Annotated in this window: 22 protein-coding genes and 1 pseudogene; 16 read left to right on the top strand and 7 right to left on the bottom strand. The window is 52.2% G+C overall.

The genetic code is table 11. The features are described from left to right. Positions 1 to 72: 72 nt before the first annotated feature. From pheS to truA, 5 genes are all read left to right on the top strand, one after another. Positions 73 to 1,578, top strand: a complete 1,506-nt coding sequence (gene pheS / locus A0127_RS00520; RefSeq protein WP_062386466.1) for a phenylalanine--tRNA ligase subunit alpha — start codon at positions 73 to 75, stop codon at positions 1,576 to 1,578. 39 nt (positions 1,579 to 1,617) lie between these two features. Then, on the top strand, positions 1,618 to 1,836 hold the full coding sequence (locus A0127_RS00515) for a hypothetical protein (RefSeq protein WP_054841162.1): 219 nt from the start codon (positions 1,618 to 1,620) through the stop codon (positions 1,834 to 1,836). Further along, positions 1,803 to 2,243: a putative toxin-antitoxin system toxin component, PIN family gene (locus A0127_RS00510; protein ID WP_231855773.1), complete on the top strand. Its 441-nt coding sequence runs from the start codon at positions 1,803 to 1,805 to the stop codon at positions 2,241 to 2,243. The genes A0127_RS00515 and A0127_RS00510 overlap by 34 nt, the downstream gene beginning before the upstream one ends. 5 nt (positions 2,244 to 2,248) lie before the next feature. After that, positions 2,249 to 3,955 carry a phenylalanine--tRNA ligase subunit beta gene (gene pheT, locus A0127_RS00505; RefSeq protein ID WP_062386464.1) on the top strand — a complete coding sequence of 569 codons (1,707 nt, stop codon included), beginning with the start codon at positions 2,249 to 2,251 and terminating at the stop codon, positions 3,953 to 3,955. A 237-nt stretch (positions 3,956 to 4,192) separates the two neighbouring features. Continuing rightward, complete coding sequence (gene truA / locus A0127_RS00500; RefSeq protein WP_062386461.1) at positions 4,193 to 4,996, top strand: tRNA pseudouridine(38-40) synthase TruA; 804 nt, start codon at positions 4,193 to 4,195, stop codon at positions 4,994 to 4,996. Here the strand turns inward: truA and A0127_RS00495 are convergent. Then, positions 4,952 to 6,337 (bottom strand): DEAD/DEAH box helicase, encoded by a 1,386-nt coding sequence (locus tag A0127_RS00495; protein WP_062390797.1) that lies wholly within the window; start codon positions 6,335 to 6,337, stop codon positions 4,952 to 4,954. The two genes, truA and A0127_RS00495, sit on opposite strands and share 45 nt — an antisense overlap. A gap of 70 nt (positions 6,338 to 6,407) precedes the next feature. Between A0127_RS00495 and A0127_RS00490 the strand changes: the two genes are divergently transcribed. Next, entirely contained in the window at positions 6,408 to 7,673 is a 1,266-nt protein-coding gene (locus tag A0127_RS00490) for a UbiD family decarboxylase (protein ID WP_062386458.1), read from the top strand. Here A0127_RS00490 and A0127_RS00485 read toward each other — a convergent pair whose 3' ends face one another. After that, a complete protein-coding gene (locus A0127_RS00485; RefSeq protein ID WP_062386454.1) occupies positions 7,674 to 8,504 on the bottom strand; it encodes a hypothetical protein in 831 nt (276 codons plus the stop codon). A 98-nt stretch (positions 8,505 to 8,602) separates the two neighbouring features. Here A0127_RS00485 and A0127_RS00480 point away from each other — a divergent pair, with 98 nt between their 5' ends. From A0127_RS00480 to A0127_RS00450, 8 genes and pseudogenes are all read left to right on the top strand, one after another. Beyond that, a complete protein-coding gene (locus tag A0127_RS00480) occupies positions 8,603 to 8,818 on the top strand; it encodes an LSm family protein (protein WP_011249884.1) in 216 nt (71 codons plus the stop codon). Between the two features lie 10 nt (positions 8,819 to 8,828). After that, positions 8,829 to 9,563: a molybdopterin-guanine dinucleotide biosynthesis protein B gene (mobB, locus tag A0127_RS00475; protein ID WP_062386451.1), complete on the top strand. Its 735-nt coding sequence runs from the start codon at positions 8,829 to 8,831 to the stop codon at positions 9,561 to 9,563. Between the two features lie 301 nt (positions 9,564 to 9,864). Beyond that, positions 9,865 to 10,875, top strand: coding sequence for a TAXI family TRAP transporter solute-binding subunit (locus A0127_RS00470; protein ID WP_062386449.1), 1,011 nt, complete (start codon positions 9,865 to 9,867; stop codon positions 10,873 to 10,875). Positions 10,876 to 10,962: 87 nt separating this feature from the next. Continuing rightward, complete coding sequence (locus tag A0127_RS00465; RefSeq protein WP_331710446.1) at positions 10,963 to 11,340, top strand: DUF1850 domain-containing protein; 378 nt, start codon at positions 10,963 to 10,965, stop codon at positions 11,338 to 11,340. A 2-nt stretch (positions 11,341 to 11,342) separates the two neighbouring features. Then, positions 11,343 to 13,647: pseudogene (locus A0127_RS00460) on the top strand (TRAP transporter permease). Between the two features lie 82 nt (positions 13,648 to 13,729). After that, positions 13,730 to 13,879 (top strand): hypothetical protein, encoded by a 150-nt coding sequence (locus tag A0127_RS10570; protein ID WP_197463585.1) that lies wholly within the window; start codon positions 13,730 to 13,732, stop codon positions 13,877 to 13,879. Between the two features lie 102 nt (positions 13,880 to 13,981). Further along, a complete protein-coding gene (locus A0127_RS00455) occupies positions 13,982 to 14,956 on the top strand; it encodes a beta-ribofuranosylaminobenzene 5'-phosphate synthase family protein (RefSeq protein ID WP_062386443.1) in 975 nt (324 codons plus the stop codon). Continuing rightward, positions 14,956 to 15,747, top strand: a complete 792-nt coding sequence (locus A0127_RS00450) for an N-glycosylase/DNA lyase (protein WP_062386440.1) — start codon at positions 14,956 to 14,958, stop codon at positions 15,745 to 15,747. The genes A0127_RS00455 and A0127_RS00450 overlap by 1 nt, the downstream gene beginning before the upstream one ends. 63 nt (positions 15,748 to 15,810) lie before the next feature. On the opposite strand, the gene A0127_RS00445 is transcribed toward A0127_RS00450, so the two are convergent. The 4 genes from A0127_RS00445 to A0127_RS00430 all read right to left on the bottom strand — a co-directional run bounded on the left by A0127_RS00445 (position 15,811) and on the right by A0127_RS00430 (position 20,037). Beyond that, on the bottom strand, positions 15,811 to 16,545 hold the full coding sequence (locus A0127_RS00445) for an acetate--CoA ligase family protein (protein ID WP_054841167.1): 735 nt from the start codon (positions 16,543 to 16,545) through the stop codon (positions 15,811 to 15,813). A 3-nt stretch (positions 16,546 to 16,548) separates the two neighbouring features. Beyond that, positions 16,549 to 17,973, bottom strand: a complete 1,425-nt coding sequence (locus A0127_RS00440) for an acetate--CoA ligase family protein (RefSeq protein ID WP_062386437.1) — start codon at positions 17,971 to 17,973, stop codon at positions 16,549 to 16,551. Positions 17,974 to 18,073: 100 nt separating this feature from the next. Next, positions 18,074 to 18,844, bottom strand: a complete 771-nt coding sequence (locus tag A0127_RS00435; RefSeq protein ID WP_062386434.1) for a sugar phosphate isomerase/epimerase family protein — start codon at positions 18,842 to 18,844, stop codon at positions 18,074 to 18,076. Then, positions 18,841 to 20,037 carry a magnesium transporter gene (locus A0127_RS00430; protein WP_231855772.1) on the bottom strand — a complete coding sequence of 399 codons (1,197 nt, stop codon included), beginning with the start codon at positions 20,035 to 20,037 and terminating at the stop codon, positions 18,841 to 18,843. Before A0127_RS00430 ends, A0127_RS00435 begins: the two co-directional genes overlap by 4 nt. Before the next feature lie 112 nt (positions 20,038 to 20,149). On the opposite strand from A0127_RS00430, the gene A0127_RS00425 reads away from it, so the two are divergent. Further along, positions 20,150 to 20,755: a potassium channel family protein gene (locus tag A0127_RS00425; protein ID WP_054841168.1), complete on the top strand. Its 606-nt coding sequence runs from the start codon at positions 20,150 to 20,152 to the stop codon at positions 20,753 to 20,755. Then, a complete protein-coding gene (locus tag A0127_RS00420; protein WP_062386428.1) occupies positions 20,748 to 21,323 on the top strand; it encodes a potassium channel family protein in 576 nt (191 codons plus the stop codon). The genes A0127_RS00425 and A0127_RS00420 overlap by 8 nt, the downstream gene beginning before the upstream one ends. Before the next feature lie 4 nt (positions 21,324 to 21,327). Here the strand turns inward: A0127_RS00420 and A0127_RS00415 are convergent, their stop codons facing one another. Beyond that, positions 21,328 to 22,032, bottom strand: a complete 705-nt coding sequence (locus tag A0127_RS00415; protein WP_062386424.1) for a nucleotidyltransferase domain-containing protein — start codon at positions 22,030 to 22,032, stop codon at positions 21,328 to 21,330. Between the last annotated feature and the right edge of the window lie 16 nt (positions 22,033 to 22,048).

The following is a 22,048-nucleotide window of genomic DNA, read 5'->3' as shown; positions in this document are numbered from 1 at the left end:
TCCAGTTATCTTAGACTTCCTAACCGCAATTCTCTTAAGTTCTCCCTCTCACTCACACCGGGAGGTGGCAGTATGGAGCTAAGCTACCAGGAAAAGCTCACACTCATTAAGCTCGCAGAGCTCAAGAGGGCTAAGGTTGAGGAGCTTGTAAAGGAGAGCGGTCTCGAACAGGTCGCGGTGATGCGCGCCCTTCTCGGACTCCAGGCAAAGGGGCTCGCAAAACTCCACGAGAGGAGCGAGAGGGTTGTCAAGCTCACCGAGATCGGAAAGAAGTACGCTCAAATCGGCCTTCCAGAATGGAGGGCTTTGAAGGTTCTCCGCGAGAAGGGTAAAGTAACGCTTGACGACCTTAAGGATGTTCTCAGCGAGGACGAGCTGAAGCCCATCGTTGGCCTTCTCAGAAGGGAAGGCTGGGCAAACGTGAGGAAGGAAGAGGGAAAACTAGTTCTAGAGATAACAGAGAATGGAAGGGAAGCTTCAGAAAGACCCATTGACAGGGCCCTGAAACTCCTCGCCGGGAGGGGCGAAGTTCCGGTTAAGGAAATCGAGAAGCTTGTACCGGTAAAAGAGCTGAAGAGGAGAAAGATCGGCGAGGAGGATGTTATCACTGAGAGGGAAGCCGAGATAACCAGAGAGGGAGAGGAACTCGTTAAGAAAGGCCTTGAGCTTAGGAAAGAGGTCTCAGTCCTTACACCCGAGCTCATAAAGTCCGGCAAGTGGAAGGAAGTTGAGTTCAGGAAGTTCGACATAACAGCCCCCGTAAGGAGGATTTATCCGGGCAAGAAGCAACCGTATAGGGCCTTCCTCGACAAGATAAGGAGAAGGCTCATAGAGATGGGCTTCATCGAGATGACCGTTGACAGCCTCATAGAGACCCAGTTCTGGAACTTCGATGCACTTTTCCAGCCGCAGAACCACCCGGCAAGGGAGTGGACTGACACTTACCAGCTCAAGTACCCGAAGGTCGGCTCTTTACCTGAGGATGAGCTCGTGGCGAGAGTAAAGGCGGCGCACGAGCACGGCGGCGATACTGGCTCAAGGGGCTGGGGCTACGTCTGGTCGCCGGAGAGGGCGATGCTCCTTATGCCTCGCGCCCATGGAACAGCACTCGACGCCAGACAGCTCGCTAAGGGCGTTGAAATACCTGGCAAATACTTCACGATACAGAGAGTTTTCAGGCCCGATGTCCTCGACAGGACACACCTCATAGAGTTCAACCAGATAGACGGCTTCGTAGTTGGGGAAGACCTCAACTTCAGGCATCTCCTTGGAATACTCAAGCGCTTCGCCGTCGAGATAGCCGGGGCGAAGAAGGTCAAGTTCCTTCCGGATTATTATCCGTTCACTGAGCCGAGCGTCCAGATGAGCGCCTACCACCCGGAGCTCGGCTGGGTCGAGTTCGGAGGTGCAGGAATATTCAGGGAGGAAATGACAAAGGCCCTTGGAATCGACGTACCCGTGATAGCCTGGGGAATAGGAATTGACAGGTTAGCCATGTTCAAGCTCGGAATAGACGACATCCGCTACCTCTTCAGCTACGACCTGCGCTGGTTGAGAGAAGCGAGGCTGGTGTGGTGAGGTGATCGAGTAGTAAAAGGCCGTTGAAAGCCAGGGGTGATGCCCGTGCCCAAGATTGTTGTCCAGATCCCAGAGGGCGTGAGAAAGGAATTTGTAGAGCTCCAGATTAAGCGGGCTATTGAGGCCGAGAGAGCGAGGATGGAGTTCATTGAGGACATCGTGCGGAGGCTCGGGATTGACGAGGAGGACATTGAGGCGATAGAGAAGGCGAGGGATGAGGCTTGGTGGGAGTTCAAGAAAGAATTAGGGCTGGAGTAATCCTGGACACTAACGTCATAATCTCCGCCCTCATACCTAAAAACTCGAAGCTAAGAGGGTTCCTGCTTACAACCGAAATACCGCTCCACGCTCCTGATTATATGCTTAGAGAGCTTGAGAAGTACTGGAGAGTCATTGAGAAAAAAGCCAAAAAAAGAGGCATAACCGAGCCCGAATTAGCTCACTTCAGAGAAGAGCTCCTAGGGAGGATTATTTTTCATCCGCTTTCCGAGTACCGCGGCTTTATAAATGAAGCCTACAGAATATGCAGAGAGTTTGATGAGAGGGATACTCCTTTCGTTGCACTCGCCCTCTCGCTGAGGCTTCCGATAGTAACCAATGATAAGGATTTGCTAGCCCACGCTGGTGAGTATGAGGCAATTCCTCTGAACGATGTTTTGAGGTGATGTTCATGCCGAAGTTCGACGTTTCAAAGCGCGACCTTGAGAGGCTCGTTGGAAAAGAGTTCAGCGTCGAAGAGTGGGAAGACCTCTTCCTCTACGCCAAATGTGAGCTGGACGACGTCTGGGAAGAAAACGGTGAAATCTACTTCAAGGCTGACTCAAAGGACACGAACAGGCCCGACCTCTGGAGCGCTGAGGGAATAGCGAGGCAGGTGCGCTTCGCCCTTGGCTTCCAGAAGGGTTTGCCGGAGTACGAGGTTGAAAAAAGCGACGTGGTCGTTTACGTTGACGAGAAGCTGAAGGACATAAGGCCCTACGGTGTCTATGCCATCGTTGAGGGCCTGAACATCGATGAGGAAGCCCTGAGACAGATGATAAACCTTCAGGAGAAGGTAGCACTCACCTTCGGAAGGAGGAGAAGGGAGGTCGCGATAGGCATCTTCGACTTCGACAAGGTCAAGCCGCCGATATACTACTGCGCCGCCGAGAAGACCGAGAAGTTTATCCCGCTCGGCTACGACGAGGAGATGACGCTTGAGGAAATCCTTGAGAAGCACGAGAAGGGCAGGGAGTACGGACACCTGATAAAGGACAAGCCCTACTATCCGCTCCTCGTGGACAGCGAGGGCAAAGTTCTCTCGATGCCTCCAGTGATCAACTCAGAAACCACAGGAAGGGTCACCACCGAGACCAAGAACGTCTTCGTCGACATAACCGGCTGGGACTTGAATAAAGTCATGCTTGCCCTTAACGTCGTCGTCACAGCTCTCGCCGAGCGCGGTGGAAGGATAAAGAGCGTCAAGGTCGTCTATCCTGACTTCGAGATAGAGACTCCCGACTTAACGCCTAAGGAGTTCGAGGTCGAGCTCGACTACATCAGAAAGCTGGCTGGTCTCGACCTGAGCGACGAGGAGATTAAAGAGCTCCTTGAGAGGATGATGTATGAGGTCGAGCTTGAGGATGGAAGGGCAAAGCTCCGCTATCCGGCCTTCCGCGACGACATAATGCACGCGAGGGACGTTCTTGAGGACGTTCTCATCGCCTACGGCTACAACGAGATCGAACCTGAGGAGCCGAAGCTCGCTGTTCAGGGAAGAGGGGACAAGTTCGTCGAGTTTGAGGACGCCGTTAGGGAGCTTATGGTAGGCTTTGGCCTTCAGGAGGTCATGACCTTCAACCTCACGAACAGGGAGGCCCAGTACGAGAGGATGAACTTGGAGTTTGGAAAGGACTACTTCAGCCACCCGCCCGCTGAGCTCGTGGAGATAGAGAACCCGATAAGCCCGAAGTGGTCTGCCCTTAGGAACTGGCTCATACCGAGCCTTCTCGACTTCCTGAGCCAGAACACCCACGAGGAGTACCCGCAGAAGCTCTTCGAGGTGGGGAAGGCGACTCTCATAGACGAGAGCAGGGAGACGAAGACGGTCAGCGAGAGCAAGCTGGCCGTTGCTTTAGCTCATCCGCGCGTGACATTCACGGAGGCAAAAGAAATCCTAGACAGCGTTATGCGGCACCTCGGCTTCGAGTATGGACTTGAGGAAGCAGAACACCCGAGCTTCATTCCTGGTAGGGTTGGTAAGATCATCGTCAACGGAGAAGTGATAGGAGTCATAGGGGAGATACACCCGGCGGTGTTGGAAAAGTGGGGCATTGAGATGCCAGTTGCGGCCTTCGAGCTGTTCCTGAGGCCGCTCTACACGGAGCCCTATCTATGATTTCTCCCTTTCCAAACTTTTCTCGAAGATGGCCTTCATTATCTCAAAGTTCTCAAGGTTTGCCATTATCTCGATATCAACTATCATTTTCATCACCGGTTCTACCTGTGCGACAGTGTTTATCAACTTTTTCCAGATATCTCTGTCATCTATTCCAGATTGAATTTTACAAACATCAAGTTCTCTGCCAGGGTGTCAAGGAAAACCATTTTATACCGTTCCCGAAAAGTGGATGCCATGAAGCTCGCACTGAGGGTGGCCTACGACGGGAGTGCATTCTACGGCTTCCAGCGCCAGCCAGGCGTAAGGACCGTTGAGGGCGAGTTAATTAAGGCTCTACAAAAGCTTGGGATAATCGACAGTCCAGAAGAAAACGACTTCAAGGGGGCTTCAAGAACAGATAGAGGGGTATCTGCATTCTTCAACGTGGTCTCCTTCGTCCCATCTGGGAGGCCAGACCTTGCCCGTCCGGAGGTTCTCAACCACCATCTAAGCGACGTCTGGGTTCTCGGTGTTGCTGAGGTTCCCGATGATTTTCACCCGCGCTTCTGGGCGAGGTCAAAGACCTATCGTTACTATCTAGTGAATGAGGGCTTCGACCTCAGTGCCATGAGGGAGTGTGCGAGCCTTTTCGTTGGGAGGCATGACTTTTCGGCCTTCGCAAAGCTCGAAGCAGGGAGAGATCCAATAAGAGAAGTCGAGAGAGTTGAAATCGTCGAGAGGCAGGGCTACATCGTGATTGAAGTCCAGGGAAAAAGCTTCCTGTGGGAGATGGTGCGGAGAATTGTAAATGCCCTCCGCTTCTGCGGGCTTGGCCTTCTCGAAGCTGAAGAAGTTGAAAGTATGCTTTCAGGAGAGTATGTGAAAAAAATACCGCCGGCGCCGCCTGAGGGGCTGGTACTGTGGCACATAGAGTACCCGGGGATTGGGTTCGAAGGTGATGAAAAGGGCATCAAAAAGGCCAGGAGAGACATTTTTGAGCGCTATTCAAGGGCCTTAACGAGAGCGGCGCTTTTTGGGGACTTTCTCCTCGAATATTAACTCCATTCCCTTGTCGTAGTATTTCCCGTAGTATTGCTTGAGGGCCTTTTGACGCTCTATGAAGTGCGTGTAGAGGAGCGGGTCGTCGTCCTCGATGTCAACTATAAGGGCCTTCATTCCCTTCTTTGGCCTCAGCGCACGCCCTATTGTCTGAATCGTCATTATGTCGCTCTTTCCGCCGCCGGCAAGTATTATAGCCGATATCTCCGGTATGTCAACGCCCTCCTTGAGAAGGGTCGAGATTAAGACCGGAATTTCGCCGTTCTTGAACGCTTCCAGTATCTCCCAGCGGTTCAGGCTCTGGGAACTTAGAAACTCGGCCTTGACTCCCTCCTTCTCCAGCATCTCCTTCAGAATTTTTCCGTGCTCAATCCTCCTGACGTCTATGAGAACCCTGTGCCCCTTCTTGGCGAGTTCGACGGCCTTCTTCACTATCGCCCTGTTCCGTTCGTCGTTGTTCATGATCATGTCCTCATAAAGCTCCTTGTAGCGTTCGCTGAAGGAAGGCATCTTTGATTCGTAGGTTATGATCTCGAACTTTGGCTTTGCCAAAAAGCCCTCTCTTATGAGGTCTTCGGCCTTGACCTCGTAGATTATCGGTCCAACCACCGCCTCAATCTTGATCTCCTCTCCCCTTACGCGCCTCCACGGAGTTGCCGAGAGGCCGAAGCGGTAGACCTGAGGGAGGCTTATGCCGAGCTGGTAGAACTTTTCAGCTGCTGAAGTCCTGTGGCACTCGTCGAAGAGGACTATTGCATAGTCCCTCTGGAGCTTATCAACGCCTCTCGACAGGAGGGTCTGTATCATGGCAACGGTCACCGGGCCCTCTTCCCACTTGTTGTCTCCCACGATGCCAGCCTTTATCCCGAGGACTTCCTCAATCCTCTCCGCCCACTGGTAGAGGAGCTCCTTGGTGTGGACGACTATAAGAGCAGAGAGGTCAAGCTCATGGATTATCCTGAGGCCGACTATCGTCTTTCCGCTCCCGACAGGGAGAGCCAGAACGCCCATCTTCTCCTTCAGTGCCTTCTTGACGGCCCTCCCCTGGTAGCGCCTCATCTGGAACTTCTCGTTCCAGGTTGAGTTGAGCTTTTCGCCGCGTATCTGCCTCTCGTCCTTTATCCTAACGCGGTAGCCCTTGCTGTTGAGGAACTTTTTCACCCTGGGTAGAAGGCCGACGGGAAACGTCTTCTCGTAGGGGTCGTAGAGGCTCTCGGGTTTCTCCCATTTCCCGTAGTCCTTCTTGTAGGTGAGCAGGTCATAGATCTTGAAGTAGACGCTCGGGTCAGCTTTCTCTATGTACACCAGTGCTGAGCCATCTGGAATCCGCAGGACAACCATGGGCATGGCCAATCGCCGAAAGTTTAGAAAAAGGCTTTATAGACCTTTTGGAAGTTGGTATGGTGATAGCATGCTGGGGGAGATACTCTCACGGTTTGAAGACCTGGTTGTTATCAAGGAGCCCGTAAAGAAAGAGCTGGAGATAACCCGCTATCTTTTGAAATATCCCGACAGGCCTGTTCTTTTTGAGGACGTAGAGGGCTGGAAGGTTGCTGGAAACATCTGGAGCACCCGCGAGAGGATAGCATCTTACCTCAACACCACGAGGGAAAAGCTCATCCACCTGATAGCGGAGGCAATGGAGAACCCGAGGCCTTACAGAATGGCTGAGGACGCTCCCTTCCTTAAGAACCCAACTGGGGATTTCTCCCTCAAGGAGCTCCCAATACCCAAGTACTATCCCAGGGACGGCGGCCAGTACTTCACCTCGGCTATGGTCATAGCGAAGGACGATAACGGCTTTGTTAACGTGTCCTTCCACAGGATGATGGTGCGCGATGAGAAAAGCGCCGCTATAAGGCTCGTTCCGAGGCATCTCTACTCAATGTGGAAGGAGAAGGCCGAGAGGGGAGAAGACCTAGATATTAGGATAGTGGTTGGCAACCCAGTACACCTCCTCCTGGCCGGGTCCGTGAGCACGGCCTATGGGGTTAGCGAGCTGGAGATAGCATCGGCCATGAGCGAAATGGCCTTTGGAAGACCGCTCGAAGTAATAGACCTTGGCGGGATTCCAGTTCCGGTAGAGAGTGAGTTCGTTTTCGAGGCCAAGATAACGCCGGAGCTCGTCGATGAAGGACCCTTCGTTGACATAACCGGGACATACGATATAGTCAGGAAGCAACCGCTAGTAGTGTTTGAGAAGATGTACCACGTTGAAAATCCCATCTTCCACGCCCTGCTCTCCGGCGGTTATGAACACTACATGCTGATGGGCCTTCCAAAGGAGCCCCAGATATACGCGAGCGTGAAGAGAGTCGTGCCAAAGGTTCACGGGGTAAGGCTGACCGAAGGCGGGGCAATGTGGCTCCACGCCGTCGTTTCGATAACCAAACAGCACGAGGGCGACGGAAAGAACGCAATTTTAGCCGCTTTCGCCGGCCACCCGAGCCTGAAGAGGGTTATAGTGGTCGATGAAGACATAAACATATACGATGACAGAGAAGTCGAGTGGGCGGTAGCTACCCGCTTCCAGCCGGACAGGGACCTGGTGATAGTTCCGAACGCTAGGGGAAGTTCCCTCGACCCCTCAGCTGAGAAAGGACTTACGGCGAAGTGGGGAATTGACGCGACGAAGCCTCTGAGCAGAGAAAAAGAGTTTGAGAGGGCGAGGGTGTAATCACTCTCCCATTTCCCTGATCTTCCTGACTTTTCCTCCCTTTATTTCGATGTACCCGAGCTTCTTCAGGAGCTTGAGTGTCTCCTCTATGGCCTCCTTTGAGTAGTTTATCACAAGGGTTCCCCTGGGCGTTGGTATCGCCATTGGAGCGGCCCTCATGAAGTTTTTCACAAGTTCTTCCTCCGGGATCTTCCTGTCCTTTAGAACTCTCAGGATTTCCTCCGCGAGGATGCCCCTGCTTATGAGGGCAAAGTAAGCCTTGAGTAGAACTTCCTCCGGGAAGTACTTGCCCGCTATTGAGCCGATTTTGTTTATCCTAGCTATGTCCAGCTCCAGGAATTCAAACTCGTACTCGGGAAGGAGGTCCGTAAACACGAACTGCTTGGCTACCTTTTCAGCCTCTTCAGGATTGTGGACGATGTTGAACGGGAACTTAAACTCGAACCTTATGGAAGATGGATCAGTGCCTTCCCTGAGCTTAACGGTCTTTCCATCGTAATCAAGCACTCCGGCCCTGTGGAGCTGGTCGAGAATGTCTCCAACCCAAGCCCCTTCAGAAAGGAGCTTTTCAGCCTCTTCCCCAACTTTCAGGTGCTCAAGTATGTGGCTCACACTCTCCTTAAATGAGATGAAGCCCTCTCTCAAAGCCTCTTTATCAACGCCCTCAATGCTTTCAATAGTCTTTTCGATCTCATCAATGGTCCCCGTGAGCATGTAGCCAATAAAGCCGTCGTAGCCGAGCCTCTCCCTGACCTCAAACTTTATCCCTTCCTTCCGCAGTTCGGCGGCGAGGGAATCCCTGATGTGCTTACCTCTAACGATCAGTCTCATGATACCACCCCTCAGCCTGGGGAAGGGACATTTATAGGCTTTGTGGAGAACACGAAAGTTAAAAAGCCCAAGTCATGTGCAGGATTGGGGGAGAAACCATGAGTGAGAAACAGTACCTGCTTGATAAAACACTCGAGCGCTGGAAGGGACAGAGGGTTGCTGTAGGGATTGGAAGCGAGATCAGTTTTTCGGGAATTCTTGAGGACTTCGACGAAGAAGTGATACTGCTCAAGAACGTCACTGACTACGCAGGCAATAAGGCGAGGGAGCTTATCGTGAAGATAGACGATATGAACTGGATAACGCTCCTGTGAGGTGCCTGCGATGAGAGCGGTAGCGTTTGTGGGCTACAAGAAGAGCGGGAAGACGACCACAGTAGAGGCCGTCGCCAGAGTTCTCAAGGAGAGGGGTTACAGGGTGGCAATAGCGAAGAGCATGCACGCGGAGTTCGACAGGAAAGGCACTGACACTTGGCGGTTTTCCCGAGTGGCCGACGCCGTTCTGGTTAGGGCAGAGGATACTGATGCCATTCTCTTCAAAGCCAAGGACATAAACGCGCTCTTCTCAATGGTCAGCGCTGATTTTCTGCTCCTTGAGGGATTCAAGTCTGTGGAGCACGTTCCGAGGGTAGTTTGTGCTAGAGCGCCAGAAGAAGTCGAAGAACTTGACAAAGGACTTGCCATAGCGGTTAGCGGAGTTGTTGCATCGAGGGAGATAACCAAAATCAAAGGCCTCCCAGTTATCGATGCCACCAGAGAGCCAGAAAAACTCGCAGACCTAGTGGAAGAGAAGGCCTTCATGCTCCCTAACATTGATTGCGGCCTCTGCGGCTTCCGCTGTGCTGAGATGGCGAGGATGATAGTGAGAGGCGAAAAGACCACCCAGGACTGCGTTGTCCTTAGCCAGAAGCCGAAAGTCATTGTCAAGATAGACGGACAGGTTCTTCCCATGAAGGACTGGGTTCAGGAGCTCGTAGAGAAGACAATAAAGGGCATGCTGTCAGCGATGAAGGGCTACCGTGAAGGCAAGAAAATTGAGATAATAGTGAGGAGTGATTGAGAAGAACACTCTCCCTATTAACACTTTCAATAGTTAGAAAAATGCATCCTTATGCACTCTTCTTTCTGAATGTAAAGATTGCTTTCCTTTTTGGAGTTTTTCAGGGAAGTTTTATTTGCTAAATAAAATGGTATCATAGAAAAATTTCCAGGAAAAAATCGAAAAATTGTGAGTCTTTTTGATTTACAGTCGCGTAAAAGTTTACAACCGTAAAGTATATAACCGTGCTCCAAGATAAAAATGTTCTGAAATGCACTTTAGCATATTTGAATGAACATAAATGAAGAATGAGGTGGAGAAAATGAAGATGAAAGCTCTAGGCCTCGTGGCCCTTTTGGTCTTTGCTCTTGTGGCCAGCGGTTGCATTGGTGGAGGGGGTGAAACAGCCTCCTCCGAAACTAAGGCAACGTACAGCGGAACCATTACAATCTACACCGGTGGAACCAGCGGTGTCTACTTCCCGCTTGGCTCTAAGTATGCCGAGATACTCAATAAGAACGGTATAAAGGCCAAGGCAGTTACGAGCGGTGCCAGCGTTACCAACGCCAAGGCCATCGGCGAAGGAAAGGCTCAGGCAGCTATTCTCCAGAACGATATAGCCTACTACGCCTACAACGGCCTCTACATGTTCCAAGGACAGGCCGTTAAGAACATACGCGGTGTCGCGGCGCTTTACCCTGAGACCATCCAGTTCGTCGTAAGGGCGGACAGCGACATTAAGTCTCTCCAGGATCTCGCCGGTAAGAAGGTTGCCATAGGTGCCGCAGGAAGCGGTACTGCAGTTGCCGCCGAGCAGATACTCAAGGCAGCTGGCGTCTGGGACAGCATTCAGAAGGTCAACCAGAAGTTCAGCGAGGCCGCTCAGAGCCTTAAGGTCGGCCAGATAGATGCCGCTGTTATCGTCTCCGGTGCCCCAACCCCGGCCGTTAACCAGATAGCCGTCCAGACCCCGGTCAGGGTTCTCCCGATTCCGGACGACATCCTCAACAAGCTCCATGACCAGGGATACATATTCTACGTCAGGCAGGTTCTTCCGAAGGACACCTACAACGGCATGACTGAGGACACCCCGACCGTTGCCGTTAAGGCAATCCTCGCCGTCAGCGCCGACCTTCCAGATGACGTCGTCTACCAGATGACCAAGATACTCTTCGACCCGAACAACCTCGCCGAGCTTCACAAGGTACACGCCAAGACCAAGTACATAAGCCTCGACACGGCCCTCGATGGTATGAGCATCCCGCTCCACCCAGGAGCGATTAAGTTCTACGAGGAGAAGGGCATAAAGGTCCCGGACAAGCTTAAACCGTGATGGGTGAGGTATTTGAGGAAGTCCTTTCTTTTTTTGACATTCTTCTTGATTTTACTGGTTTTCTCTGTTGCTGAGAGGAGTGTTCTCGTGATAACGGATGGGAAGGCCGAGAAGGTGTATCCCCTGGGTGAGCACGAGATAACGATAGAGTACATCCACAGCGTGGAGCGGAGTGAGGTGATAGAGACGCTGGTGGTAAACCGGAGTGGCATCTACGCAACTGGCATGAAGTGGAAGGACTTCGGTGCTGGCCTTCCAGAGGACTTCCAGGACTGGAACGGGAGCTGGTACGAGAAGAGGATCAACATCTATCTCGGAAAGAGCCTTGACTACTGGTTCATCCCGGTAAACCAAGCTAACATAACGGTTGACGGTTCCCTTGCCTTTGCTCCTCGCTCCGATACATTGATTAAGTTTCAGATCAAATCATGTCCTATACTGCTGACTGCGATTGGGAGGTGCTGATAATGGGTGAAGAACCGCCACAGTTTGAGAAGGCCAAGGAAGTCGTTATAGAGAGAATTAGAACTCTTCCCCCAATGCTCGATAACGTCGTTAAAACAGCCGCGATCCTGATAGGTATCTACGAAATACTGTTCATCTTCAACTTCAACTACACCCTCTACGACATGTTCCAGAAGATGGGGATAAGGATCGGAATCCTCCAGGCGACTTTCCAGACAAAGCAGGGCGAGGCCTTCGTCCTGGCCATGATACTCATAATCACCTACCTGCTCTACCCAATAAGGCGAAAGGAGAAGTACCTTCAAAAGGTTCAGTGGTACGATTATGTTCTGGCCATACTCGGTGCGATCTCGTCTCTCTATCTCTTCGTCGTCTATCAGAGGTACGCCGAGTTTGCCGACGTTTATACCACCGATGTCATCTTTGGAATCCTAGCCATAATCCTCGTCCTCGAGGCAACGAGGAGGGTTCTTGGATGGGTTCTTCCAGCGGTCGTTGTCGTGTTCCTCGCCTACGGCATCCACAACATAGGGTTTGACTGGATACGCTTTACTCAGCAACTCTACTTCGACGAGGGAATCTTCGGCATACCGTTCTTCGTCATGACGATATACGTCTTCGCCTTCGTGTTCTTCGGCGCTTTCCTGCTGAAGATAGGCATAAGCGACTACATAACGGAGTTCATGATAACGCTCTTCGGTTCGAGACCCGGTGGACCGGCAAAAGCCGCCGTCATCTCCAGCGGCCTGATGGGAACGGTGAGCGGTTCAAGCGTCGCCAACGTCCTGACTACAGGAACTTTCACCATACCGCTGATGAAGAAGGCAAGGCTATCCACCTGAAATAGCCGGTGCCGTTGAGCCCGTTGCCTCAACTGGCGGCCAGCTAATGCCACCGATCATGGGCGCTGCGGCCTTCATCATGGCGGAGTTCCTTGGGGTTCCCTACAACAAGCTCATCATAGCCGCCGTTATCCCGGCGCTCGTCTACTACGCAGGCGTTTACCTCTTCATTGACCTCGAGACCAAGAGACTCGGCCTCAAGGGAATGCCGCGGGAGCACTTCTCAGGCCTTGACTACTTCATAAGGAAGCTCTACATTCTCCTGCCAATAGTTGTCATCACCGTCGCCTTAGTCTGGGGTATTCCGCCGCACATCTCGGCAATTTCATCCCTCGGCGTGGCCATCTGGGTTGCCTGGATTTCAAAGGACAACATAAAGGGCCACGAGGGGCTCTACGTTGCTGTTGTCCTGCTCGCAACCACCCTGATGTTCACGGGCAAAACCCTGGCCACCCCTGTCGCTGGGCTCTCGCTCATGATCCTCCTCGGACTTGCTGCCGTAGGATTCATAAGCGACAAGGTCGAGTTCAACGAGAAGTTCTACATAACGGCACTCTTCCTCCTCTTCATAGCCCTGACCAAGTACATAGGAATGACAAAGGAGCAGATACTCCTGCTCAGTGGTGTCTTCGGCATAATTTTCTCCCTCATCATCGGCTGGTACTCGAAGAGCGAAGATGGGCGGGCAATGTACCGGGCTACCTACGAGTCCATGATAGACGCTGGAAAGACGAGCACGAGCGTCATGCTTGCGGCGGCGAGCGCAGGCCTTATACAGGGTGTCCTCACTATGACCGGCCTCGTCACGAGTCTCGGCTATCGCCTCGTTGACCTCACAGCGGGCAACCTCTGGCTCCTGCTGATGCTCACGATGGTCTTCAGCCTCATCCTTGGAATGGGCGTTCCAACGACGGCCAACTACATCATAACCTCTTTAGTTGCGGCTCCGGCCATATTCAACGCCGTCCAGGGTCTCTACCCGTACTCAGACCCTGTTCCAGGATTTGCAACTCCAATAGCACTGCTGGCGGCACACTTCTTCGTATTCTACTTCGGAATCCTTGCCGACGTTACTCCCCCTGTTGCACTTGCGAGCTACGCCGGTTCAGCATTAGCTGGCGGAGACTTCTGGAAGACGGCGATGAACGCGGTCAAGTACGCCCTCGCGGGATACATTGGGCCGTACATCTACTTCACGCACCCGGAGATGTTCATCATAACAGTCAAGCACTGGACCGCGATGACTGCCCTTCAGGTGCTCTACGACCTCGGTGCAACACTGCTCGTGATGTACCTCCTCGCAATAGCGCTGACCGGCTGGTTTGGAAAGCACCAGAGAAAAGAGGTCAGGGGACTTGCGGGGGCACTCGGCATTATCTCAGCAACCCTCAATCCAGTGATAGTTGGGGTTAGCTTTGTCTTTGTCTTAGCCCTTAGGGTCTTTGGGGCAAGGCTTTCTTCCTGACTCTTCTTTTTGTCTCTTCGACAGCTGTCGGTGAGTTAGATTTATAAACCTTTGACAGCCTGACAATAGATACGGTGGGAATATGAAGTGGGAGCTCACGCTCTACGGCGGGGAACACCACGGAAAAACCCTTGTCGTCGAGGCGGAAAATGTTGAGGAAGCCCGGAGGATAGCCCTCCGGGAAGCAAGGCGGAAGGACGCCCTCACCTACGAGCTTGCAAAGATTGAGTGATCCATTCTTACGCTCACCTTCTCCCATTATTCCCGTTAGTTCCCCCTAAGCTTCATTAGGGTTAAAAGGCCAGCTTTCCTTTGCATTTGTGGTGGTGGGATAGTGATAGTGCGCACACCGAGGAGACTCCACCTCGGCCTCATCGACCCCACTGGCAGCCTCGGCAGAAGGTTTGGGAGTTTGGGGGTTGCGCTCGAAGGTGGCTACGAGGTAAGGGTTCTTTCCTCAGAAAAGCTGGAGATCAGAGCTCACGGAGAAGATATCAAGACAATCGAAAGAACCATAGAGAAAATGAACGCTGCATTTGGGACGGGAGTAAACTACCTCGTTGAAGTCAGACGTGGAATTCCGAGGCACGTTGGCCTTGGCTCCACTACCCAGCTCAGCCTGGCCGTTGGAACTGCAGTGGCAAGGCTCAACGGGATTCAGGTCTCGATCGGGGAACTTGCTAGAGTCCTTGGAAGGGGTAAGAACAGCGGCGCTGGAATATACACCTTCGCCTACGGCGGCTTTGTGCTGGATGGCGGTGTCAAGAACTCCATCCCGCCGTTAGTACTCCGCGAGGACTTTCCAGAGGAGTGGGCTTTCCTCTTAGTAATCCCGAAGCTTAAGCGCGGCCCAGATGAGGAGGAGGAAAAGCCCGCGATGGAGTCCAGCTTTGGCAACGTTGAAGCGGCCAGAGAGATAAGCCACAGGGTTCTGCTCGGCCTTTTGCCAGCCCTCAAGGAGCGCAACATAAAGGCCTTTGGAGAACACCTGAGCATTATACAGAAGCTCGTGGGCAGACACTTTGCTGGATTCCAGGGCGGGGAGTTCAGGGAGGACATATCTCTGATAGTGGAGTTCCTCAATGAAAAGACGTATGGAGCAGGTCAGAGCAGCTGGGGACCGACGGTCTACGGCCTGATCCTTAAGTCCGAGTTCCAGAGACTCAGCAGTGGGGTTTTCGACTACCTAAAGGATCACGGGATAAAGGCCAGGATTGAACTGGGAGTTCCAAGGAACAGTGGGGCAGAGGTCGTGGAGGAGAACGCCTTCCTGAGCAGGATTATAAAAAGCGTTGCCGGTGGTCAGTGATGAGCCTGGAGCGTTTTGTGAAAATAAAGTACAGGACGAACGAGGAAAAAGCCGGCAAACTTATAGAAGGTCTTAAAGAGCTGGGTATCGAGTGCGCGAGGACTATCGAGGAGAGGGTAGACCTTCAGTTCGACGCCCTCAACCACCTCCACGAAAACCTGAACGACGATGAGACTTTCATCAAGCTGGTAATAGCCAACTCCATAGTCAGCTACCAGCTAAGCGGTAAGGGAGAGGACTGGTGGTGGGAATTCTCGAATTATTTCTCCCAAAACCCTCCAGGAGAGAGCATAGTTGGGGCATATTCCAAGTTTTTACCCTCATCGAGGACCAACCGCCGTCTCGTTGCCGGAAAGATCAAGAGGTTGGAAAAGCTCGAGCCGTTTCTAAACTCGCTGACGCTCCAGGAACTTAGGAGATACTACTTCGAGGATATGGTGGGACTGCGGAACGACATTGCAGAGGTCTTGGGCTCTCCAAAAACTGCAAAGACCGTGGTTTTCGCCGTCAAGATGTTTGGCTACGCGGGAAGAATAGCTTTTGGGGACTTCGTCCCGTACCCAATGGAGATAGACATTCCCGAGGACGTCAGAATAAAAGCTTACACAGAAAGGATAACTAATGAGCCGCCGGTGAGCTTCTGGAGAAAAGTCGCCGAAGAAACGGGAATTCCACCGCTCCATATAGACTCAATCCTGTGGCCAGTGCTTGGGGGGAAGCGGGAAGTAATGGAACGGCTGAAGAAGGTCTGCGAGAAGTGGGGGCAGGTTCTTGAGCTGGGCAACCTGTAAGAGTATTGCTCAGAAATGCCCAAAAGTGACAAAAGGGCAAAAAAGAAAGTTGTTGAGGGTTTTTCACTCCTTTTTCTCCTCTGGAGCCTTCGCTATTATCCTGGCATCAACGACAACGGCTCCCTTGCCCTTCTCGTAGACGAAAACCGGATTGAGGTCCATCTCCTTGATGTAGTCCCTGAGCTCGTCAACGAGCTGAGATACTTTAAGGAGCATGTCCACGATGGCGTCTATGTCAGCAGGCTCCTCACCTCGCGCTCCAGCAAGAATCGGATAGCCCTTGATCTCTGTTATCATCTTTCTTGCATCCTTCTCGGTTATCGGGATTATCCTGAAGGTCACGTCCTTGAGCACCTCGACGAAGATGCCGCCGAGACCGAACATTATCGCGTGGCCGAACTGCGGGTCTTCAGTGACACCGATGATGATTTCCCTTCCAGGCCTGAGCATCGGCGCTATGAGGACGCCGAGAATCTCGGCATCGGGGCGGTACTTCCTCGCGTTCTCGTGAATCTCCTCCCACTTCTGCTTCAGCTCCTCGGGGGACTTTATATTGAGCATGACGACCTTGGCGTCGCTCTTGTGGAGTATCTGAGGCGACATGAGCTTCATAGCAACCGGATATCCAATCTCTTCGGCGTACTCCAGTGCTTCATCAAGGGTCTTGGCAAGCTTTTCGTTTGGGACGGGCAGGCCGTAGGCCTTCAAGACCTGCTTGGCCTCGTACTCAACGAGCGCAGTCCTTCCGGACTTCAAAACACTCTCAATAACCTTAAGGGCCTCTTCTCTGGCGCTCATACTTCATTCCCCCTTAACCTTGCGGAGGTATTCCGCATACCTCACGAGGCCTGCCATGGCACGGACTCCCCTCTCAGGGGTCGGGTAAACGGGGACGCCCCTCTCCTCAAGCATCCTCGCGTAGCGGTCAGTCTTCCTTCCGCCCATTGCAACGGCAACTATCGGCTTGTCGCTTTTCTTCTGGTAGTCGGCGAGTATCTCGATGATCTTCTCCTCTTCGAGGAGCGGAACCTGGAAGAGGACGATGATGACTATGGCATCGACGTTCGGGTCCTTCGTGAAGGCCTCGATAGCTATCCTGTACCTCTCGGCATCAGTGTCGCCGACGACATCGGTCGGGTTCCCAGCTACCGCGTGCGGCGGAAAGTTCTCCTTGAGGAACTTTATGGTTTCGTCACTCAGCTCGGCCATTTTGAGGCCGAACCTTGCTACGGCATCGCTCGCCATAACGCCCGCTCCACCGCCGTCGGTGATTATGCCTATCCTGTCGCCCTTCGGGAGCTTGTGGCCAAGGGCTGCGAAGGCCTTAGCTAAGTCGAACATGTGCTCAAAGTCCTCAGCACGGATTATGCCCGTCTGCTTGAAGACGGCGTCGTAGATGGTGTCAGCTCCAGCGAGCGAGCCAGTGTGTGAAGAAGCGGCTTTAGCACCGTACTCCGTTCTCCCACTTTTCAGGGCTATGACAGGCTTAACTTTGGTTATCTTTCTGGCTGCATCCATGAACTTCCTTCCGTCCTTGACACCCTCGATGTAGAATGTCACAACCTTTATCTCGTCGTCGTGGATGAAGTACTCCATTAGATCGGCGTCGTCAACGTCTATCTTGTTGCCGTAGCTGACCATCTTTCCGATGCCAACATCCTCGCCGGCCGCCCAGTCGAGCATAGCAGCAGCAAAGGCTCCGCTCTGGCTGACGAAGGCTATTGGTCCGCTCTTTGGCCTGTCCATCTTCTCCTCGGGCAGGAAGACGGTATCAACACCCGTGTCTGGAACGTAAACGCCGACACAGTTGGGGCCGATGACCCTTATTCCGTTTGCCCTCGCTATCTCAAGTATCTCCTGCTCCATTCTCTTGCCTTCCTCGCCGAGCTCACCGAAGCCCCCGGTGATGATTATGACGGCCTTGATGCCCTTCTCAGCTATATCCCTCATTGTTGCTGGAACGAACTTGGCTGGAATCGCAATAACGGCCAGATCAGTGTCATCGGGGAGCTCTTTAACGTCGTGATAAACCTTATAGCCCTCTATCTCGTCGAGCTTGGGGTTAACGGGGTAGATCTTGCCCTTGAAAATTCCACGCTCCTTGTTCATTCTGAAGTTCTCAAAAATAACGTTTCCGACCTTTCCCTTCTTGTCGGTGGCGCCGATGATTGCGACTGCCTTCGGTTCGAAGAAGGGCTTGAGTTCTTCAACGATCTTTTCTGCCATTTCTATCCCTCCTGAGAAAGCAACTTTCGAGTAAAAATTCCGTGGAAATGTATAAAAATGTTGCGCAGAGAAAAATTCGAGCGCTGATGAATTTAAAAGTTCACCAGTGGACTGATTTTATGAAAAGAAGCCCCTTCCTCCCCTCTTCAAGCCCCTTGACTTCCAGAACCCATGGGACTTTTGGAAGCTTTTTGAGAATCCTTCCCCACGGAGCGTTTCCCTCGCCGGGTGTTAGATGCTCGTCAGAGTTGCCATGGTTATCGTGTATGTGAACGGCCACTATCCTGTCCCCAAAAAGCTTTAAAAAACCTTCAAAGTCTCTCGTTGTCGTGTTTAAGTGCCCTATGTCAAATGTGATCCCGATGTCTATGCCGTCCACGAGGAGAGCAAGTCTCTCGGGCATTTGTGCATCAAGGATTGGGAACTTCGGCATGTTCTCAACTCCAACTGGGACCCCATACTCAGTTGAAATCCTCGCCAAGGCCTTAAGAGACCCCCTATGAATCTCTATATACTCCTTTTGGTACTTCCTGCTCACTGGGGAGCAGTGGCCGGGATGGACGGTAACCGCTTTCACCCCCAGCTCCGAGGCAAGCCTTATCGTCTCTTCGAGGATTTTAAGGGAGGCTTTCCTTATTCTCTCGTTGAAGGAGGCTATGTTAAGGTCGCTGAAGGGGGCGTGGACCGTTACGTTAAGCCCAACGCTCTCAAGAACCTCCTTGAAGAGGGGCAGATTCTCCCTACTCAGGAAGTGGGGCCATTCGCTCACTATCTCCACTCCCTCGAAGCCAAGGGCTTTCACCTTCTCGGCCCATCGGGGGAAGGCATCCATCCTCTTCCCTGGATAAGCAGTCATGGAGAGACTTATCATGCTCCCACCATCAGCTTTGCCAATAATACAATGAAGAGCGTCCCCATAACGTCGGATATCGTAGTAACAGTCGGTATTGCCACATTGTCGGGATCAATATCAAAGCGATGGGCAATGTAAGCTACGATTATTCCTATAAGCATATTCACAAGAACCAGGAAGGGATAACCCAAAACAAATGGCCAGATAATCTCTCCCTGATGACCGATTAGACGGGTGACGTAGACGGCAATATAGTTCGTTAAGAAGCCGATTATGGGTGCGAGGAGAAGAAGACTGCCAACATCGAGATAAAAATCGTGAGTTTTCAGCGCCTTAACTCCTGAAAGGTTAAGCCTAGTGGAGGTAGTTGCAGCAGCTATCGAGGCGAAGTTGCCGACACTGTCGAGGACGGAAGGATAGATAACGCTAAGGATTATCACCTTGGATATCACATCGCTGAAGGACTCGAGGGTTGAACCGGAGAATATCTCGATAATCCCAAGGACTGTGAGAACCGTTGCAACCTCCTTAAAAGCCCTCCTATGCTCGCGAGTGTAGTGGGACTTCAGAAGCAGGACGGCAAAAAGAACCAGCATAACGGCAGTAAAGATGTAGAACAGCGAGGGATAATCTTCATAGAAGAAGATCAGGTAGATTAGACTGGGAATCGTGACTATATCTGCCACCGAAGTTATCAGGGGGGCAGCAATCATGTCAGGATCCGCTCCCCAACGGTACGGGAAGATAGTTATCAGGGCAGTGGCGTAGCCGAGCAGAAGGCCAATAATGAGAATAGAGGCTATAACTATGAGAAGAACCACAAGAGATGAACTCGAGAAACCAAGCTTTATCGCCCCAGCGACCCAGAGGACAAGGAGCGGTATCGTAGAACTTCCAATGGCCATGGAGATGTTGGTCGTAACTTCCTTGTCAAGGATCCCCCTGATTTTACCGAGGTGGAGTGCAGTCGTCATTCTGGATGCCATAGCACCAAAGACGTTCCCACGAAGGTCGCTGAGGCCGGGGAGAATCACAAGAAGGAGGGGATAACTCGTTGCTATCATTGAAAAGTGCTTACCGAGAACACCGCCACCGATGAAATCAAGGACTAAGCAGAGCAATAAAGCCGGAAACGTTACCAGAAACGTCTGCTTTAGCCTCTCGCGCCAGTCTCTCGTACCGACGCTTACTTCCACTGGCAACATCTTCATCACCTTCCACTCTGCTCACCCCCGGCTTTGTTTAGGATCATTTTTTATAAACATTGTGAGACGAAAAGTAAATAAGCACTTTTCCGTGACTTCTGAACGGAGGAGAGAGTCTATGGAAGAATGGGACGAGGTCGAGGTTCCCGATAATGTTAAAGACATCTTCGTCGAGATGAAGAACACCGCAGAGCTCATGGTTGATCTTGCCTATTCGGCGGCTCTCTTCAAAGAGAAGGAAATGGCGGAAGAAGTTCTCAAGCTGGAAGAATACTTGGATCTCCTTAACTACAACTTAACAGTCCGGGCGGTTCTATCGGCCAGAAACATCCGTGATGCTGAGAGGATAACTTCGATACTTCAAATGGCTAGGGCCATAGACGATATTTCGAACGCAGCTGCAGATCTTGCCAAGATGGTTCTGGAAGAGAAGATACACCCACTGATAACTGAGGTTATCCTCGAGAGCGAGGAGACGATAGGAAAGGTTGTTGTTTCTCCCGAGTCCGTTCTCGTTGGAAAAACTCTTGACGAGCTCGATCTTTCCACAAACACCGGAGTGTGGATAATCGCGATAAGGCGCGGGAAGCGCTGGATCTTCGATCCGGACGAAGACACAAAGATAATGCCGGGGGATATACTCATCGGCAGGGGGACGAGAACCGCTCTAGACTACCTGAAGGAGATAGCAAGAGGCAATATAAAGGTGATGCCGAATGAATGAATTCGAACAGATAAGGGGCTGTTTGGTTGAGATGAAGGATCTCTCCTCCCTTATGATTGACTTAGCGTTTTCTTCCGTCCTTTACAACAGCGAGGACATAGCGGAGGAGGTATACCTTCTCGAAGAGAAAATGGATGATCTGACAGTCTATGTAAAGAAGCTTGCCCTCCGCGCGGCGAAACACGAAGGCGACCCCGAAAGCCTCCTCAGCATAATCGACCTGGCCGACATAAACGAACGCATCAGCGATGCCGCTTATGCGATAGCCGACATAGTACTGAGGGACATCGAACCCCACCCGATCATCAGGAAGATAATGGAGGACACCGAGGAGGAGCTCGGAAGGGTCACTGTCAGGCCCGGTTCAGTCCTCATCGGCAAGACGCTCGCCCAGCTCAAGCTGCCGAGCAAGATTGGAACGAGGATTCTGGCGATAAAGAGGGGAGACCGCTACATCTACAACCCCGGAAAGGACGACAGGATTGAGGAAGGGGACGTTCTCATAGCGGTCAGCTCCGACATGAACAAGCTGAAGGAACTTGCAGGGGAAGAGATCGAGGAGGAGTAAAGATTCAGATGCCTCCCCTCTCCCGTACCTTTCTCCTCACGTTGGGGTCCCGGTCGGCTATGATCTTCAGCGCCTCCTCAAAGCTCATCCAATCGGGAACTTCCTCGTTGAGATAAATCCCCGTCCTCCCGATACTGTCCCTTCTCGTCAGGACGTGCACCCTCTCGGTAACAATATCAATGCTCACTCCGAGTATTTTGGCAACTTCCGGCTCTCTCCCGACGACTTCCCTCTCAATGTGTCCCCTATCCGTCGGTATTATGAGGATGAGCTTCTTGTTAACTCCAGGCACTCTCTCCTTCGTCTTGACACCCCAGATGTCGATTGCCCCGCCCCAGCGGTAGAACTCCAGCTCCCTGTCCGTTGGTTCAAGCAGGGGAAAGGTAACGCTCGTCTCCTCATCTATCTCAATGACGCCCTTTATCAGGTGCCAGGGCGTTGCCATGACGATTTTTCTCCGTCTCACAAGGCCTTCGAGGGCCAGCTCGATCAGGTAGCTTGGAACCTTGATCGGGATGAAGATGTCTATGTCACTGTCCTTTCTAACGTCTCCCCTCGCGACGCTTCCATAGAGGAGGGGGTCAAAGTCCTTCAGTCTCTCCATAATCTTTAGGGCCTTCTCGCGCTTTTCCCACAGGTAGCGCCAGCGTTTTGGGGAGTACACAACCTCCCGCTCGTCCCAGATTTTCACGACTTTTTCCCTTGGCATCAGTTCGTTCTCCGTC

It is taken from the genome of Thermococcus peptonophilus (genome assembly GCF_001592435.1).
Classification (GTDB): Archaea; Methanobacteriota_B; Thermococci; order Thermococcales; family Thermococcaceae; genus Thermococcus; species Thermococcus peptonophilus.
This window is presented reverse-complemented; position numbering and strand designations above follow the sequence as displayed.

Bases quoted from the DNA above. Each gene is read 5' to 3' on its own strand.
- pheS (WP_062386466.1), top strand. From the start codon at position 73: ATGGAGCTAAGCTACCAGGAAAAGCTCACACTCATTAAGCTCGCAGAG.
- A0127_RS00515 (WP_054841162.1), top strand. From the start codon at position 1,618: ATGCCCGTGCCCAAGATTGTTGTCCAGATCCCAGAGGGCGTGAGAAAG.
- pheT (WP_062386464.1), top strand. From the start codon at position 2,249: ATGCCGAAGTTCGACGTTTCAAAGCGCGACCTTGAGAGGCTCGTTGGA.
- truA (WP_062386461.1), top strand. From the start codon at position 4,193: ATGAAGCTCGCACTGAGGGTGGCCTACGACGGGAGTGCATTCTACGGC.
- A0127_RS00495 (WP_062390797.1), bottom strand. From the start codon at position 6,337: ATGGTTGTCCTGCGGATTCCAGATGGCTCAGCACTGGTGTACATAGAG.
- A0127_RS00490 (WP_062386458.1), top strand. From the start codon at position 6,408: ATGCTGGGGGAGATACTCTCACGGTTTGAAGACCTGGTTGTTATCAAG.
- A0127_RS00485 (WP_062386454.1), bottom strand. From the start codon at position 8,504: ATGAGACTGATCGTTAGAGGTAAGCACATCAGGGATTCCCTCGCCGCC.
- A0127_RS00480 (WP_011249884.1), top strand. From the start codon at position 8,603: ATGAGTGAGAAACAGTACCTGCTTGATAAAACACTCGAGCGCTGGAAG.
- mobB (WP_062386451.1), top strand. From the start codon at position 8,829: ATGAGAGCGGTAGCGTTTGTGGGCTACAAGAAGAGCGGGAAGACGACC.
- A0127_RS00470 (WP_062386449.1), top strand. From the start codon at position 9,865: ATGAAGATGAAAGCTCTAGGCCTCGTGGCCCTTTTGGTCTTTGCTCTT.
- A0127_RS10570 (WP_197463585.1), top strand. From the start codon at position 13,730: ATGAAGTGGGAGCTCACGCTCTACGGCGGGGAACACCACGGAAAAACC.
- A0127_RS00450 (WP_062386440.1), top strand. From the start codon at position 14,956: ATGAGCCTGGAGCGTTTTGTGAAAATAAAGTACAGGACGAACGAGGAA.
- A0127_RS00445 (WP_054841167.1), bottom strand. From the start codon at position 16,545: ATGAGCGCCAGAGAAGAGGCCCTTAAGGTTATTGAGAGTGTTTTGAAG.
- A0127_RS00440 (WP_062386437.1), bottom strand. From the start codon at position 17,973: ATGGCAGAAAAGATCGTTGAAGAACTCAAGCCCTTCTTCGAACCGAAG.
- A0127_RS00435 (WP_062386434.1), bottom strand. From the start codon at position 18,844: ATGATAAGTCTCTCCATGACTGCTTATCCAGGGAAGAGGATGGATGCC.
- A0127_RS00430 (WP_231855772.1), bottom strand. From the start codon at position 20,037: ATGAAGATGTTGCCAGTGGAAGTAAGCGTCGGTACGAGAGACTGGCGC.
- A0127_RS00425 (WP_054841168.1), top strand. From the start codon at position 20,150: ATGGAAGAATGGGACGAGGTCGAGGTTCCCGATAATGTTAAAGACATC.
- A0127_RS00420 (WP_062386428.1), top strand. From the start codon at position 20,748: ATGAATGAATTCGAACAGATAAGGGGCTGTTTGGTTGAGATGAAGGAT.
- A0127_RS00415 (WP_062386424.1), bottom strand. From the start codon at position 22,032: ATGCCAAGGGAAAAAGTCGTGAAAATCTGGGACGAGCGGGAGGTTGTG.